The sequence below is a fragment of the Ruegeria sp. ABM4_193 genome, assembly GCF_056158705.1.
The window spans coordinates 801,544-815,341 of the sequence record NZ_JBSWTT010000003.1 but is presented as its reverse complement, the minus strand read 5'-3'; the positions used below and the strand labels follow the sequence as shown (position 1 = coordinate 815,341).

The following is a 13,798-nucleotide window of genomic DNA, read 5'->3' as shown; positions in this document are numbered from 1 at the left end:
GTAGATATCCAGGCACACCCGACCGTTTGGCCACGCTGCGGTAAAAGACACTAAGTTCCGTTGTATTTGCGTCCATTGGGGGGAATTTTGCGCGATTGTCGCCAAATTTGGAACAGAGCAGCCGGTTTGGCATCCCAGTTTTCACGTTGTTGTTATTGAAAAACGCACCTCCATCAGCAGAACATTTTCTCAGTATTGGCTTCTCGGATAAAGTTGGAATCCAAGCCCTTGCACAACGCTAAAATTACCACACTGCAAGGTAACTGAAGCCGAAACCGCCTGCACAAAAAGCTCTGTATTTTGAACAAGATACATCCTGACAAACTGATATTTCTTCTGCCCATTCAACGAAAACACAAGTGCTGTGAGAGGACGATAGATCGGTTTCAAAATGTGTGGAGTTCGCGCGCAACCTATTCGCGGAATATTAGCAGCGAACAATCTCATAGGGCTGCGTAAGACGTCGCTTTTTCGGCTCCACTCGGCATTACCTAAAGAGAGCTCTCTTTTGACACCGGCCCGACAAGGTGGCACGATTTGACCAATTGCCGCCTGTACCATCGGGTATCATTGATTGATCAGGTTCCGCAGCCTATGAGAACATGTCGGACAAAGCCCCCTTTTCCGGCTAAATATTTAAATTGAGAGGCATCATGACACGCAAGGTCACCAAAGCAGTTTTTCCTGTTGCAGGCATGGGAACGCGGTTTTTGCCGGCCACCAAGTCGGTACCCAAAGAAATCATGACCTTGGTAGATCGGCCTTTGGTGCAGTACGCTATCGACGAAGCCCGCGCTGCAGGTATCAAGGAATTTATTTTCGTCACCTCGCGCGGGAAATCCGCGCTTGAGGACTATTTCGACCACAACCTTGTACTAGAGCAGGAATTGAAGGCGAAAAAGAAAGATAAACTGCTTGAAATCCTGAATGAAACGAACATGGAAAGCGGCGCGATTGCCTATATTCGTCAGCACAAAGCTCTGGGTCTTGGACATGCTGTTTGGTGCGCCCGTCGCCTGATTGGGGACGAACCTTTCGCCGTCATGCTGCCCGATGACGTCATCGCAGCAGACAAACCCTGCCTTCAACAAATGATCGAAGCTTATGAAGAGACCGGAGGGAACATGGTCGCGGCCATGGAAGTTGCACCGGAAAAAACCAGCTCTTACGGAGTGTTGGATGTTGGAGACAGTATCGGTCCGGTCGTTCCGGCGCGCGGCATGGTTGAAAAACCTGAACCGACCGAGGCCCCGTCAAATCTGGCAGTTATCGGCCGCTATGTTCTGCGCCCATCCGTGCTGAATAACCTGAACGCAATGAAAACTGGAAGTGGTGGGGAAATACAGCTGACTGATGCCATCGCTGAAGACATTGCTGATGGTGTTCCGGTATTTGGCTACAAATTTGATGGACAGCGTTTTGACTGCGGGTCAAAATCGGGTTTTCTGCAAGCCACCGTAGCCTTTGCACTTGCTCGTGACGATCTTCGCGAGGATCTGAGCCAATACTTGAACGACGTTGTCGCAACCGGGAAAGCCGCCCAGTAGTTAGAAGCCGTTTCATTGAGTATGAGTAAAGAAAAACCTTCTTTGATTACCAGTTCGAAGGCATACACATGACGAATACAATTCATCCCGTCATTCTTTGCGGAGGATCAGGGACACGTTTATGGCCTCTGTCTCGCAAAAGTTACCCCAAGCAATTTGTTCCTTTGGTGGGTGAAGCCACCCTCTTGCAGGATTGCGCTGACCGAATGCTTGGTCCGTCAGATATGCCTTACGCAAAGCCGCTGGTTCTGACAAATGAAGCGTTTCGTTTTATCGTGCCCGAACAATTGGCCGCAGTTGGCATCGACCCCGGCCCCATCCTGATTGAACCAGAAGGGCGCAACACCGCTCCTGCTGTTCTGGCAGCAGCACTTTACCTGGCATCCCGAAACCCTGACGCCATCATGCTTGTGGCCCCGTCAGATCACGTGATTCCGAACAAGTCCGCCTTCCATGCAGCCGTGGCCGAAGGCGCGCGCGCGATAAGGGAACGCGGTGATCTGGTGACTTTTGGTATCACGCCTACACGACCAGAAACCGGGTATGGATACCTCAAACTCAACCACGCACCGGATTCAACGGAAGGTGCCGTCCCGCTGGATCGATTTGTTGAGAAACCGGATGAAGAAACAGCGCAATCCATGTTGGCTGATGGAAGCTACCTGTGGAATTCAGGCATATTCCTGTTCGCGGTTCGTGACATCGTAGCTGCATTCGAACAACATGCAGGAAGTTTGATAGCACCCGTCCAAAAAGCAGTTAACGAGGCAAAAACTGATTTGGGCTTCCTGCGATTAGACCCTACCGCATGGGCCGACGCGGCTGACATCTCAATAGACTATGCGATCATGGAAAAGGCACCGAACCTGAGTGTTGTTCCTTACTCTGCTGGTTGGTCCGACGTCGGCAGCTGGACGGCGGTACAGGAACTTTCCGATTTGAGCGAGGACGGCGTCGCGACAGATGGCGAGGTTACCGCCATAGAATGCCGCAACGTTCTGATACGATCAGAATCACCAACGCAGGAAGTAGTGGCCATAGGACTGGAGAACGTGATCGCAGTTGCGATGCCCGATGCAGTTCTGGTGGCCAGCATGGACAAGGCGCAGGATGTGAAACAGGCCGTCACAGCGCTTAGAGAAAAGGGGGCTAAGCAAGCAGAGGCCCTGCCTGTGGATCACCGCCCATGGGGTTGGTTCGAAAGCCTGGTGATCGGCGACAGGTTTCAAGTCAAACGGATCCATGTCCACCCGGGCGCGGCACTTAGCTTGCAATCTCATCACCATCGATCCGAGCATTGGATCGTCGTTAAAGGGACGGCCAAAGTCACGATCGACGACAAAGAACAGTTGGTGTGTGAAAACCAATCCGTTTACATCCCCCTAGGTGCCAAGCACCGGATGGAAAACCCAGGCAAGGTTCCGATGGTTCTGATCGAAGTCCAAACCGGAGCTTACTTGGGAGAAGACGACATTATTCGCTACGAAGACATTTATGCCCGCGAATAACTCACCCAAAAAAACCTTAGACTTAATCCTGCCAGTTGAGCCCAGCTAACGGTTCAATGGTTAGCAGAAAATTTCCTGGGCGGTCGGCCCGGTCACAGAGGATTGACGCGCTGTGCTGCACTGTGGCGCGCAACCGATGTTTCGGGCCGACAGCTACAGGAGGACCCTCGTGTCACAAACCTCACCCCGATTGAACCTTCCGTTTTTGCAACCGTCACAGGCGCAAAAGCACGTCACACATAACGAAGCTCTGCGACAACTTGATCTGATCGTGCAACTGACGGTCCGCTCAACGCACACCGACACGCCACCCGTGGTTCCCGAACAGGGCGAAGTTCACGCGGTTGGATCGTCTCCAACAGGGGATTGGGTCGGGCATTCCGGGGACCTCGCCGCTTGGCTGGACAACGCCTGGCATTTCGTGGCGCCCTCGCCGGGTTGGCGCGCTTGGGACGAAACCGTTGGGGATATCAGAATCTGGGACGGCACTGCATGGGTCCCAATGCCCGTCGACACGCAAAACTTGGATAGTGTCGGTATTGCGGCAACCGCCGATGCAACCAACCGCCTGACTGTTCGAAGCCCAGCGACTCTGCTAACCCACGACGGCGGCGGGCATCAGCTTAAAATCAACAAAGCCAGCGCTGATGATACCGCGTCGCTTTTGTTTCAATCGAACTGGACGGGCCATGCCGAGATGGGATTGTCTGGCAGTTCAGTTTTTTCAATCAAAGTTTCCCCCGATGGCACAAACTGGACCCAAGCGCTGAGCTTTGACCCGACCACCGGCGCAGCAACAGGAGCAGCTGTGCAAAGCGATGCGTCCGACACCAGCACTGGCCGGCTTATGCGGGCGGATTATGGCTATGGGCCGGGCAATCTATTGGGATCCGTTTCAGAAAGTGCGGGCACTCCAACCGGTGCCGTCATCGAACGTGGCCAAAACTCAAACGGAGAGTTTGTGCGGTTTGCCGACGGGACGCAGATTTGCACCGCTACCCTGCCCGCAGTTGATTGCTCTAGCGCTGAGGGCGCTCTATTTGCGAGCTCCACATTCACTTGGGACTTTCCCACGCCTTTTGCCGCGACGCCAAGCGTCACTGGCAGCGGAGGCGCTGTCGGCCGGTTTGTCGGCTTGGATACGCCCGGCACAACGCGGGTTGACGGCAAAGTGCTGTCGGCGCTGTCGGATTCTTCGACGTTATCACCGTCCGCAACCGCAATTGGGCGTTGGTACTAAGCCAATAGGCCGTCCGGCTTTTGCATCGGGCGGCTATTTGTGCCCAAGCTTTAGGGAACCGTTCCGGAGAGTCCGCTGAAAGATCGTGAAAACAACCTCAGTTAACACGCCCTCGACCTTTCAACAAAGCGCTATATTCGGGCTGATTGGTTCGAAAATTCTCACTTCAGAAAACAAGCCCTGAACACCCATCTTGGCAAAGTAACTGGCTGTCGCTTGGCTTTAGTCGGTTTACAATGTAGCGGCAAACTTTGAACGTCAAATAGTGCGCTTTGTTGACGCGCTGGAAATGGTAAAACTGAGCAACATGTTTGCTCCAATGGACATTCTGGTCTTTACCCAGAAAAAATTGGTGACGTAAACTCCGTTCAAACTGGGTGTAAATTGGACAAACCAGTGTTGCACGTTGAGAGACGTTGCAAAAGTTTACGCACCCTTATTGCTTCAAAAACAGGTAGAACCTATGGGGTACTGTTTACGGGCGCAGTGAACCATTGAATTTACCCCTGGTTTCTTTGATTGTTCGCGCGTTGTCGGCAGGTATTGGTAAGAAGGACTTTTGAGATGCGTATTGCGATGATCGGCACCGGTTACGTCGGCCTTGTGTCTGGTGTGTGCTTTTCGGATTTCGGTCATGATGTGATTTGCGTCGACAAGGCGGACCAGAAGATCGACATGCTCAAAGCCGGCGAGGTTCCGATTTACGAACCCGGCCTCGATGTGTTGATGGCCAAAAACGTGGCTGCCGGTCGCCTGAGCTTTACCACCGATTTGGCGGCTGCCGTGGACGGAGCAGACGCGGTCTTTATTGCGGTTGGTACGCCGACCCGACGCGGTGATGGCCATGCAGACCTGACCTATGTGATGGCGGCTGCAGAAGAAATCGCACAGGCCGTCACCGGGTATACCGTGATCGTCACAAAATCGACTGTACCCGTAGGCACCAACAGACAAGTACAAGCGGTGGTCGCGGCCGCCAACCCCAACGCAGAATTCGATGTCGCTTCGAACCCTGAATTTCTGCGCGAAGGGGCTGCGATTGATGATTTCATGCGCCCTGACCGCGTTGTCGTTGGGGTGGAAAGCGACCGCGCTGCCGAAGTGATGGCCGAGATTTACCGCCCGCTCTACCTGCGCGATTTTCCGATCCTGACCACCGATCTGGAAAGCGCCGAGATGATCAAATACGCCGCCAACGCGTTTCTGGCGACTAAAATCACGTTCATCAACGAAATCGCAGGCTTATGCGAGAAGGTCGGCGCAGATGTAAAAGAGGTGTCTCGCGGCATGGGGCTGGACGGGCGGATCGGCAACAAATTCCTGCACGCAGGGCCCGGCTATGGCGGCTCGTGTTTCCCCAAAGACACTGCGGCACTGGCGCGGATTGGCCAGGATCACGCGCATCCGATGCAGATTACGGAAACCGTCATTCGCGTGAATGACGAGGTTAAAAAGCGTATGATCGAAAAGATCCGCGAGGCCTGTGACGATCACTTCAACGGCAAAACCGTTGCGGTACTGGGGGTCACTTTCAAACCCAATACAGATGACATGCGCGATGCGCCTTCTTTGTCCATTGTCCCGGCCCTGATCGGCGGAGGCGCGAAAGTGCGCGTTGTGGATCCACAAGGGAAATCCGAAGGCGAAACTTTACTGCCGGGCGTCGAATGGTGCGATGATCCTTATGTTGCCGCGCAAGGGGCTGACGTTCTGGTTCTGCTGACGGAATGGAACGAGTTCCGCGCGCTTAACCTCGGCGATCTGGCCCAGGCCATGAGCACCCCCCGAATGGTCGATCTCCGCAATGTCTATTCAGAGAGCAAGACCCTGAAGGCTGGCTTTGAAACCTATGTCGGGGTGGGGCGCTGAGCTTTTCCGGCCTGGTTGTCAGGTGTTGCCCGCAACCTTCCAGCTTGGCCACCTTACCCTGAAGCTTCGTAGCAGAGTGAGAAGCTAGGTCTGGATGTAAATCCCAGTCCTTTGCAGGGTCGTTTCAAGCTCGACAAAGGACTGGTGCGGCTCTACTCGCCCGCCCAGATTTTGCGCCTGCGTTCTTTGACCATTTCGTTGCCCTCGTCTGTGCCGTCGTGGAACGTGTTGAACCACTCGTCCCAGGGCGTTTCCCACGTGCCGTAGTTGCAATCGAAAAACCTGTGGTGCAGTTGATGGAAAAAGTCCCCGACCTGAAACTTGGCCTTGTTGCCTAGTTTAACGTGTTCAAAACCAGCATGAGAGGTCGGCGCACCAATTCCGTGATGGAACAGCAGAAAGATCGCGTGGATTGGATGGGACGGCAGAAGAAAGAAAATCATCGTGTCGAACATTAAAAAGAAACTTTCGACAGGATGCATGGCTAGGCCAGACCATGGACCGGTGTTGATGTTGCGATGATGCCAAGCGTGCACTTTAGTATAGAACGGGCCGACATGCAGCAGACGGTGTAGCCAGTAGAAATGAAATCCCGCCCAGATCGGAACAAAGATTACAACCGCGATGAACCATATCGGATTGCTGTCGAAAGTGATCATGTTGATCCAACCATTGGCATAGGAATACAGGATCAGGCATTCCCAAAAAGTCCAGAAGGTCAGCGCCGGGCCTAAGGTCCAGAACATGTTGTCCCAGACCTGGTTCTTGAAGGTGAAAACCTTTGCGCCCTTCATCATCGGACGCATGTCATAGCGGTATTCATCCTGTTGTGTGCGGAATTTCCACAGTGCCAGATGCAAGCCACCTGCAACCACCATCAGAATACAGAAATTCCGAAACCAGATCTCGGCCACCCAATCCCAGCTGAAAGTCTGGATCCGGACGAGTGACGGGGTCAGGTAGTTCCAGGTGATGATGGCAAAAACCAGCAGCAGCGCGCGCAGCGCCAACGGGTTCCAGCTTTGCAGAAGGTAACGCAGCGCAGCCAACGGTTTCATCGGCCAATCCCAGTACGGAGACGTCTGAATTGGCAATTGCGGTGTAAAGTTCCAGATTTTGCGTTTGGGTCGCGGAGGCAGAGCTGGATCGGTCATGGCTGGGCTCATTCATTTTGTTCGCTGCCAACACGCTAACGCGACTTGAGCAAGGCTCAGCACGGTTTGTCTTGCAGGTCAGGATAAGTTTTGCTTAGCCTGTTAAAATGTCGTCCCGCATCCCATCTCTCAACTGGTTACGTGTGTTCGAAGCGGCCGCGCGAACCGAAAGCTTTGCCCGTGCGGCGGTGCAGCTGAACATGTCCGCCGCGGCCGTCAGCCAACAGGTGAAAGCGCTGGAAACCCGGCTGGGCACCCCTCTGTTCCACCGCCATGCCCATGCCGTTACTCTGACCGAGGCAGGGCGGGCGTATTTGCCATCGGTGCAACAATCCCTGTTGATGCTGGAAACTGCCACCACAGGCCTGTTTGGCGAAACGCGAGAGCAGCGTCTCTACGTGCAGTCTGTATTGCTTTTCGCCCATGGAATCCTGGCCAAGGGCCTTTCAGCATTTCAAGCCCGGCACCCTGATATCAACCTGTCACTGTCCACCGGAAACATCGTTTCGGATTTTGCCAATCGATTTACTGACTTGCAGATTGTTTTTGGTAACCCTGCCCTGTTTGGCACCGAAGGTGATGAGTTAATTCGAGAAGTTCTTTACCCTGTTGCACCGCCCGCTATCGCTGCACAGATCAAAACCCCGCAAGACCTGCTTGGTTACACTCTGATTGAGGTTTCAACACATCGCGCAAGTTGGCCGCATTGGTTCGAAACCCTGCGCTTGCCTGCAGGACAGGCTCAGTACTTCTTCGCGGACAACTCGATCATGGCTGCAGAATTGTCAGCAAGCGGGTTGGGTATTGCGCTTGCCCGCGCGCCTGCTTCGGATCGGATCATGGAAATGTCAGGTCTAGTGCCATGTCTGCCGGAGGCTACAGTTGCCGGACAAGAAGCATACCACCTGATCTACCCATCGCTGACGACCATGCGCACACCCGCCCGCATGTTTCGTGACTGGCTGCTGGACTACAGCGCAGCAGTCCAGACGCGATAACGCCCTTGCCCTGTGACCTCGCGCACCAAACCTCGACGGCTGAACAAGTCGAAATTGCGCTGCACTGCCGCGCGGGACGCTTCGGTCAAATCTTCGGCCAAAGGGGCGGACACCATGGGCCACGAGGTCAGCGCCTCAATCAGGCGCGGTGGCGTGCGCCCGCTCAGATTTTGCGTGACATCCCGGGCTTTGGCCTCCCAGGCGCTGACCCGGTCGAGATGCAACAACCCCGCAAGGGCCGCCTGCCCGGCCCCTCGTATCCAGGCCCCGAGTTTTTCGGTCGGCTCACCTGCCCCACGCAACGCGCCCGGACCAGACAATGCAAGCGGCATGAATACGGCACCACCACGCCCCATGGTCGCTGCATGCCGCGCGGCAATCACTGCAGCTTCTGTATCCTGACCAACACCCTGCGCAATCGCGCGCCAAGCATGAAACGCGATGGCGGATTGCGTGACCGGATGCAAACCTTCTACGCCTCGCATAACTTCTGCCAGATCCATAATTGCATCCGGGGCTGCATCGGACCCTTGCGCCAGACGTTCCAGAAATGCAGTCAGTCCGGTTTCCCATCCCCCATCTGCAGGAGCAGCCCCCGAGCTCAGTCGGCGCACGGCCCATCCGGCGCGGAACAATGCCTGCACGTCATCATGGGTTGCTCCGATGCGCAGACCGGTCCACAAAGCCAATCGGTCAACACTGACGCGATCGCCAGTCCACCAGCCCAAGTCAGACGTCTCCATCAGGGCCAAACGATGCGTCCACCCCTTGGGGCCTGCGCGCAATCGTTCATCCAACGCACCGAAGGTCAGCGCAAGATCTGCAAGCTCCGACGACAACTCAGACTGCGCCGCCCGCCAATCGCGTGGGTCAAACAGCAAACGTTGATCCGATCGCGGACCGGGAAGGAAGTAATCCTTTTCTTCGACCTCATCGGGGGGCAGAAACCAAAGATCTTCTTCCTCAGACGGATCGCCATCAAAAATACTGGCCGGGCCGAGATCATCGACCTCTTCCTCAGGAAGGGGTAAGGGTTTCTTCGATTTCATGCCGGTATTCTTCGGGCATTTGCCACTGTTCACAAGAGGCTTTGAAAGAGTTTCTGATCAACCTGCAAAAGTACGGGTCAGAACGTCCAGCTCACTTTGTAAATCTGTCTGCGGAGAACTTCCCAACAACATGTACCCATAGCCGTCCTGAGCCCAGGTGGCCGTCGCCAAACCGCTCAGCACCGCTTGCTTGATCTCAGCGGGCGGTGCGTCAGGTCCCTGACGAATTATGCAGAACGCAAATGGCTGACCCTGTTCATCTGCAAAGACAACCTGGATCAAAGGCTTGCCTTTGAAAGACAGAACCTGCGCCCGCTTAAGCTCCAGACCTGGCAAGGATTCCAGCGTTTCACGGTTCAAAGACCGTCCAAGCTCGGCCTCGGCCATTTCAAATTGCTTGTTCAGTGACGCTTCGGAACTGTCCAGAGAGGCAATCGTCTCGGGCACATAAAGCGACTGATAGATCGCCGCTTGCTGCGCCCAGCCCAAATCTGCCGGACGTGTGGCCCAAAACGTCAGGGCAACGGCCGCAGCTCCGACGCTCGCAGCCACAGCAAAAAGGCGCAATACCCCACCGCCTGGGGCTTGCTCCACGGGTTCGGGTAATTCTATCTTCGGCGCTTCGGCAGGCAGTGTTTCGAAGACTTTCTGAATCACTGGCGCGAACGGGTCCAACGCCATTAGGCGGCGTTCAAGTTCAGAATCTTCCTCAACCGCGGCCTCGATGGCGCGGCTCTGAGTCTCGTCCAGTGTGCCTTCCAGATACGCCAACAGCGTCTCGTCGGAAAACGTCATTTGCCACTCCGTCGCGCGGCGTCAGCCGCATCAAGCTGCATTACGGTTTTCAGTTTCTGCCGGGCGTTCGATAGCCGGCTCATAATCGTACCGATGGGAACCTCCAGCATGGCAGCGGCTTCGCGGTAGCTGTACCCTTCAACGAATACAAGCATAACCGTTTCCCGCTGCGCTTCTGGCAGCTGCATCACTTGTGTAAACACTTCAGTCGCGAAAATATTCGTTTCTGAATCCGGTCCGCTGGCCACAAGGTCAGCTTCTGGCGTCACCGACAAGGCCTGTGCCCGCCGAACCGAGCGCGACCGAACCTCGTTCAACCAGATTGAGCGGCAAATCGTCATCAACCAGCTGTCCAGACGGTTGTGCGAGGTGACCTGATGATGGCGTTCCAGCGCGCGCAGGCACGTGGCCTGCAGAAGATCGTCCGCCACGTCCGATGCCCCTGACAAAGCCAGCGCAAACCGCCAGACGCGTTTCGAATGCGTCTGCACCGCGTCGCGGACGGCCTGTTCAGAAGTCATTTCGGCACTCATCGAATAAATCGCGACCTGTGTGTGTTTGTCTCTCACGGACCACGCCCGCCGGGGCGAAAGTGTCACAAACCTTGGAGGATTGAAATGAAACTTCTGTTGAAAGCAGTCACGATTGCGTCGACGATTGTTGCAACGCCTGTTCTGGCAGACAATTGGACGCTGGACAGCGACAACTCTCATCTGGCTTACGGAACCATCAAGAAAAACTCTGTTGGCGAGGTTAACAGCTTCACCAAACTCAGCGGGCATGTGACCCAAAACGGCCGTGCAGAAATCGAAATCGACCTGTCAACTGTCGAGACAAATATCGACATTCGAAATGAACGGATGATTGAATTTGTCTTTCGCAAAGCAGGCACCGCAATCCTGAATGCAGATTTTGACATGGCCGAGGTGTCTGGGCTGGCCGTCGGAGAAACCACGACGGTGGATGCCGCATCAGTCCTAACGCTGGCCGGAACAGAGGTTGCCTTTGACACCGAGATGTTCGTCGCCCGCTTGTCTGAAACATCTGTATTGGTCTCGACCAATGACATGGTTTTCCTCAACACTGAGGACGCCGGTGTCAATGCGGGCGTCGACAAACTGATGGACCTGGCCAACCTTCCTGGCATCACCCGAACGGTACCCATCACGGCGCGGCTGGTGTTTCATTCAGACGGCAAACAGGCCGCAGCACAGACCACGACACCAACAGCGGTTAGCGCAACATCAGTGTCAGGGGACGCCAAAGCGGGAAAAAAAGTTTTTCGCAAATGCAGCGCTTGTCACAAGCTAGACGAAGGCCGTAACGGCGTCGGTCCGTCCCTGCACGCTATTTTCGGAAAGTCCGCAGGTAAGGTGGAAGGATTCAAATACTCCAAAGCGCTACAGAACGCCGACATTGTGTGGACGCCAGAGAGTTTGACTGCGTTTCTTGCCGATCCCAAGGCATTTCTGCCCGGCAATCGAATGCAGTTTCCCGGTTTGAAAAAGGAAGACGATATATTGAACCTGATGGCGTACTTGCAGCAAGAGGGCTGAGTCCTTCTAGGCGCCGGTTTCGTGACAACCAAGTTGCACCGTCGCGCGACAACGGCTCTGTTCCCATTTCAGTTTTGCAACGAGTCCAAATCGTTCTGCCCTAAAAAGAGAAATCGGCGTAAATTGGCGCATTGCACTTGTTTGGTACCATTGCAATCCCTATCTACGGCTGCGCACGAAAGACAGTAAACATGGGCCGCACTGACGCAGCCCGGTATCTGCCCTTTTGGCCCGCGAAGAATTAGGGTATCTGAACGTGCGCACCGTTTCACGATTTGGAGAACGCAATGATAACGCGCGCCTGGAAAAAATGGCGATCAGGCCATATGGGCCGCCTTGTAGGCGAAAGCTTTTATGCACAAGGCCCATTATATGGCATTGCGATTTTGGCAATGATCGTGGTCGCCGTAACCACGGCGGGGTCGGCTTATATGATGGAATACATCGTTGACGCCATGACCAGCCCAGATTTGCGAGGATGGGCGCAGGTGATTGCGTTGGCGGTGGTGCTGCTGTTCCTCACAAAGGCGATTGCCTCGTATATCCAAGCCACTTTTCTCGCTCGGGCGGGTAACCGGATCGTGGCTCAGCAACAGGAAAAGGTGTACCGCAAACTGCTTCGGCATGGCGTATCCTTTTTTAGTGCAAATGAGTCGTCAGATCTGCTGATGCGTACCACCAATGGTGCGCAAGCGGCGCGAAATTTGATCGATGTATTGGTGACCGGTTTTGTCCGCGACGCCCTGACTCTGGTCGGGCTGGTGGCTGTGATGGTCTATCAGCAGCCCGTTCTGTCAGTGATGTTCTTTATTGTCGGCCCCGTTGCCTTGCTGGGCGTTCGCTATTTGCTGAAAAGCGTTCGCTCGATTATGCAGGCCGAATTCAAGTCGCTGGCCGAAATTATCCGCGTGCTGCAAGAAACCTCGGCGGGTATCAAAGTCATCAAGGTCTTTTCGCTTGAAGACAGAATGATTGACCGGATGGAAACCGCCATCCGCAAAGTCGAGCAACGTTCGAACGACATTGCCAGGCTTCAGGCAATCGCCAGTCCGCTGATGGAGTTCTTGGCGGGTCTTGCCGTTGCGGGTGTGCTGATTGTCAGCACGATGGGCATAGCAGGGTCTGAGCAACCGTCCGCCGGTCAGCTTATGTCCTTTATCACAGCTTTGCTGATGGCTTACGAGCCAGCAAAGCGCCTTTCACGCATGCGCGTCCAGATCGAAACCAACATGATGGGTGTTGGGTTGTTGTTCAGCTTGCTGGATTCGCAAGACACGATGGTGGAAAGCCCCAAAGCCCACGACTTGAACGCCGGACCCGGCCACATTGCCCTGCGCAACGTGACCTTTGGCTATCAAGGTGCGGTGCCTGTGATCGAAGATATGAACGTCTCGTTCGAAGCAGGTAAGACAACGGCCCTTGTTGGCCAGTCCGGCGGCGGCAAATCCACCTTGTTCGGATTGATCATGCGGTTTTACGATCCTGATAAGGGCGTTGTTGAGATCGACGGACAAGATCTGAGAGAAGTTAGCTTTGCTTCCTTGCGCCGAAAGATCTCATACGTAGGTCAGGACACCTTTCTGTTTTCGGCATCAATCATGGACAATCTGCGTTGTTCGGCTCCGGAAGCGTCCGATGAAGAAGTGTTTGAAGCCGCCAAAGCAGCCCATGCGCATGATTTCATCATGGATTTGCCAGACGGATACGACACTCAGGTGGGTGAAAATGGTACCTTCCTGTCAGGAGGCCAAAAACAGAGGATCGCCATTGCGCGTGCCATACTGCGCAACGCCGAAATTCTCTTGTTGGACGAAGCCACAAGCGCCTTGGATGCTGAATCGGAGTCTCTGGTCAAGAAGGCTCTGGATGCCTTGACGCAGAACGTAACAGTCATCGTAATCGCACACCGTCTATCGACAGTGCTTGAGGCAGACAAAATCATCGTGGTTCAGGATGGAGCAATCGTAGAGCAGGGCAATCTGGATCAGTTGATGAAGAAAAGCGGTAGTTTCCGAACACTGTTTGATCAACAATTCAAAAAACACGTTCCCGCTCCAGAAGTCGCGGAATAACCGCGACTTC

11 protein-coding genes are annotated in these 13,798 nt (G+C 54.6%); 7 read left to right on the top strand and 4 right to left on the bottom strand.

The window, feature by feature from the left end:
* The first annotated feature begins 653 nt into the window (after positions 1-653).
* The 4 genes from galU to ACXADZ_RS21975 all read left to right on the top strand — a co-directional run bounded on the left by galU (position 654) and on the right by ACXADZ_RS21975 (position 6,164).
* On the top strand, positions 654-1,547 hold the full coding sequence (gene galU / locus ACXADZ_RS21990; protein ID WP_171095017.1) for a UTP--glucose-1-phosphate uridylyltransferase GalU: 894 nt from the start codon (positions 654-656) through the stop codon (positions 1,545-1,547).
* A gap of 68 nt (positions 1,548-1,615) precedes the next feature.
* The gene (locus ACXADZ_RS21985; RefSeq protein ID WP_475199939.1) at positions 1,616-3,055 is read left to right on the top strand and encodes a mannose-1-phosphate guanylyltransferase/mannose-6-phosphate isomerase; all 1,440 of its coding nucleotides are present in this window, start codon (positions 1,616-1,618) and stop codon (positions 3,053-3,055) included.
* 169 nt (positions 3,056-3,224) lie between these two features.
* The gene (locus ACXADZ_RS21980; protein ID WP_475199937.1) at positions 3,225-4,295 is read left to right on the top strand and encodes a DUF2793 domain-containing protein; all 1,071 of its coding nucleotides are present in this window, start codon (positions 3,225-3,227) and stop codon (positions 4,293-4,295) included.
* Positions 4,296-4,859: 564 nt separating this feature from the next.
* Positions 4,860-6,164, top strand: a complete 1,305-nt coding sequence (locus ACXADZ_RS21975) for a UDP-glucose dehydrogenase family protein (RefSeq protein ID WP_475199935.1) — start codon at positions 4,860-4,862, stop codon at positions 6,162-6,164.
* A 152-nt stretch (positions 6,165-6,316) separates the two neighbouring features.
* Here ACXADZ_RS21975 and ACXADZ_RS21970 read toward each other — a convergent pair whose 3' ends face one another.
* Entirely contained in the window at positions 6,317-7,318 is a 1,002-nt protein-coding gene (locus ACXADZ_RS21970; RefSeq protein WP_475199933.1) for a sterol desaturase family protein, read from the bottom strand.
* A 107-nt stretch (positions 7,319-7,425) separates the two neighbouring features.
* Here ACXADZ_RS21970 and ACXADZ_RS21965 point away from each other — a divergent pair, with 107 nt between their 5' ends.
* A complete protein-coding gene (locus tag ACXADZ_RS21965) occupies positions 7,426-8,316 on the top strand; it encodes a LysR family transcriptional regulator (RefSeq protein WP_475199932.1) in 891 nt (296 codons plus the stop codon).
* Here ACXADZ_RS21965 and ACXADZ_RS21960 read toward each other — a convergent pair.
* Genes ACXADZ_RS21960 through ACXADZ_RS21950 form a run of 3 tightly spaced genes read right to left on the bottom strand, consistent with a single transcriptional unit; the run spans position 8,289 to position 10,681 of the window.
* The gene (locus tag ACXADZ_RS21960; protein WP_475199930.1) at positions 8,289-9,365 is read right to left on the bottom strand and encodes a helix-turn-helix domain-containing protein; all 1,077 of its coding nucleotides are present in this window, start codon (positions 9,363-9,365) and stop codon (positions 8,289-8,291) included. The two genes, ACXADZ_RS21965 and ACXADZ_RS21960, sit on opposite strands and share 28 nt — an antisense overlap.
* Before the next feature lie 57 nt (positions 9,366-9,422).
* A complete protein-coding gene (locus tag ACXADZ_RS21955) occupies positions 9,423-10,160 on the bottom strand; it encodes an anti-sigma factor (protein WP_475199928.1) in 738 nt (245 codons plus the stop codon).
* Entirely contained in the window at positions 10,157-10,681 is a 525-nt protein-coding gene (locus ACXADZ_RS21950; RefSeq protein ID WP_253284777.1) for an RNA polymerase sigma factor, read from the bottom strand. Before ACXADZ_RS21950 ends, ACXADZ_RS21955 begins: the two co-directional genes overlap by 4 nt.
* Positions 10,682-10,777: 96 nt before the next feature.
* Here ACXADZ_RS21950 and ACXADZ_RS21945 point away from each other — a divergent pair, with 96 nt between their 5' ends.
* Together ACXADZ_RS21945 and ACXADZ_RS21940 are read left to right on the top strand one after the other, a co-directional pair.
* Positions 10,778-11,716: a c-type cytochrome gene (locus ACXADZ_RS21945; RefSeq protein WP_475199927.1), complete on the top strand. Its 939-nt coding sequence runs from the start codon at positions 10,778-10,780 to the stop codon at positions 11,714-11,716.
* A 287-nt stretch (positions 11,717-12,003) separates the two neighbouring features.
* Positions 12,004-13,788: an ABC transporter ATP-binding protein gene (locus ACXADZ_RS21940; RefSeq protein WP_475199925.1), complete on the top strand. Its 1,785-nt coding sequence runs from the start codon at positions 12,004-12,006 to the stop codon at positions 13,786-13,788.
* Positions 13,789-13,798: the final 10 nt, after the last annotated feature.

Excerpts from the sequence above, each read along its gene's own strand:
- ACXADZ_RS21960 (WP_475199930.1), bottom strand. The coding sequence starts at position 9,365 with ATGAAATCGAAGAAACCCTTACCCCTTCCTGAGGAAGAGGTCGATGAT.
- ACXADZ_RS21965 (WP_475199932.1), top strand. The coding sequence starts at position 7,426 with ATGTCGTCCCGCATCCCATCTCTCAACTGGTTACGTGTGTTCGAAGCG.
- ACXADZ_RS21950 (WP_253284777.1), bottom strand. The coding sequence starts at position 10,681 with ATGACTTCTGAACAGGCCGTCCGCGACGCGGTGCAGACGCATTCGAAA.
- ACXADZ_RS21985 (WP_475199939.1), top strand. The coding sequence starts at position 1,616 with ATGACGAATACAATTCATCCCGTCATTCTTTGCGGAGGATCAGGGACA.
- ACXADZ_RS21940 (WP_475199925.1), top strand. The coding sequence starts at position 12,004 with ATGATAACGCGCGCCTGGAAAAAATGGCGATCAGGCCATATGGGCCGC.
- ACXADZ_RS21955 (WP_475199928.1), bottom strand. The coding sequence starts at position 10,160 with ATGACGTTTTCCGACGAGACGCTGTTGGCGTATCTGGAAGGCACACTG.
- ACXADZ_RS21945 (WP_475199927.1), top strand. The coding sequence starts at position 10,778 with ATGAAACTTCTGTTGAAAGCAGTCACGATTGCGTCGACGATTGTTGCA.
- galU (WP_171095017.1), top strand. The coding sequence starts at position 654 with ATGACACGCAAGGTCACCAAAGCAGTTTTTCCTGTTGCAGGCATGGGA.
- ACXADZ_RS21975 (WP_475199935.1), top strand. The coding sequence starts at position 4,860 with ATGCGTATTGCGATGATCGGCACCGGTTACGTCGGCCTTGTGTCTGGT.
- ACXADZ_RS21970 (WP_475199933.1), bottom strand. The coding sequence starts at position 7,318 with ATGACCGATCCAGCTCTGCCTCCGCGACCCAAACGCAAAATCTGGAAC.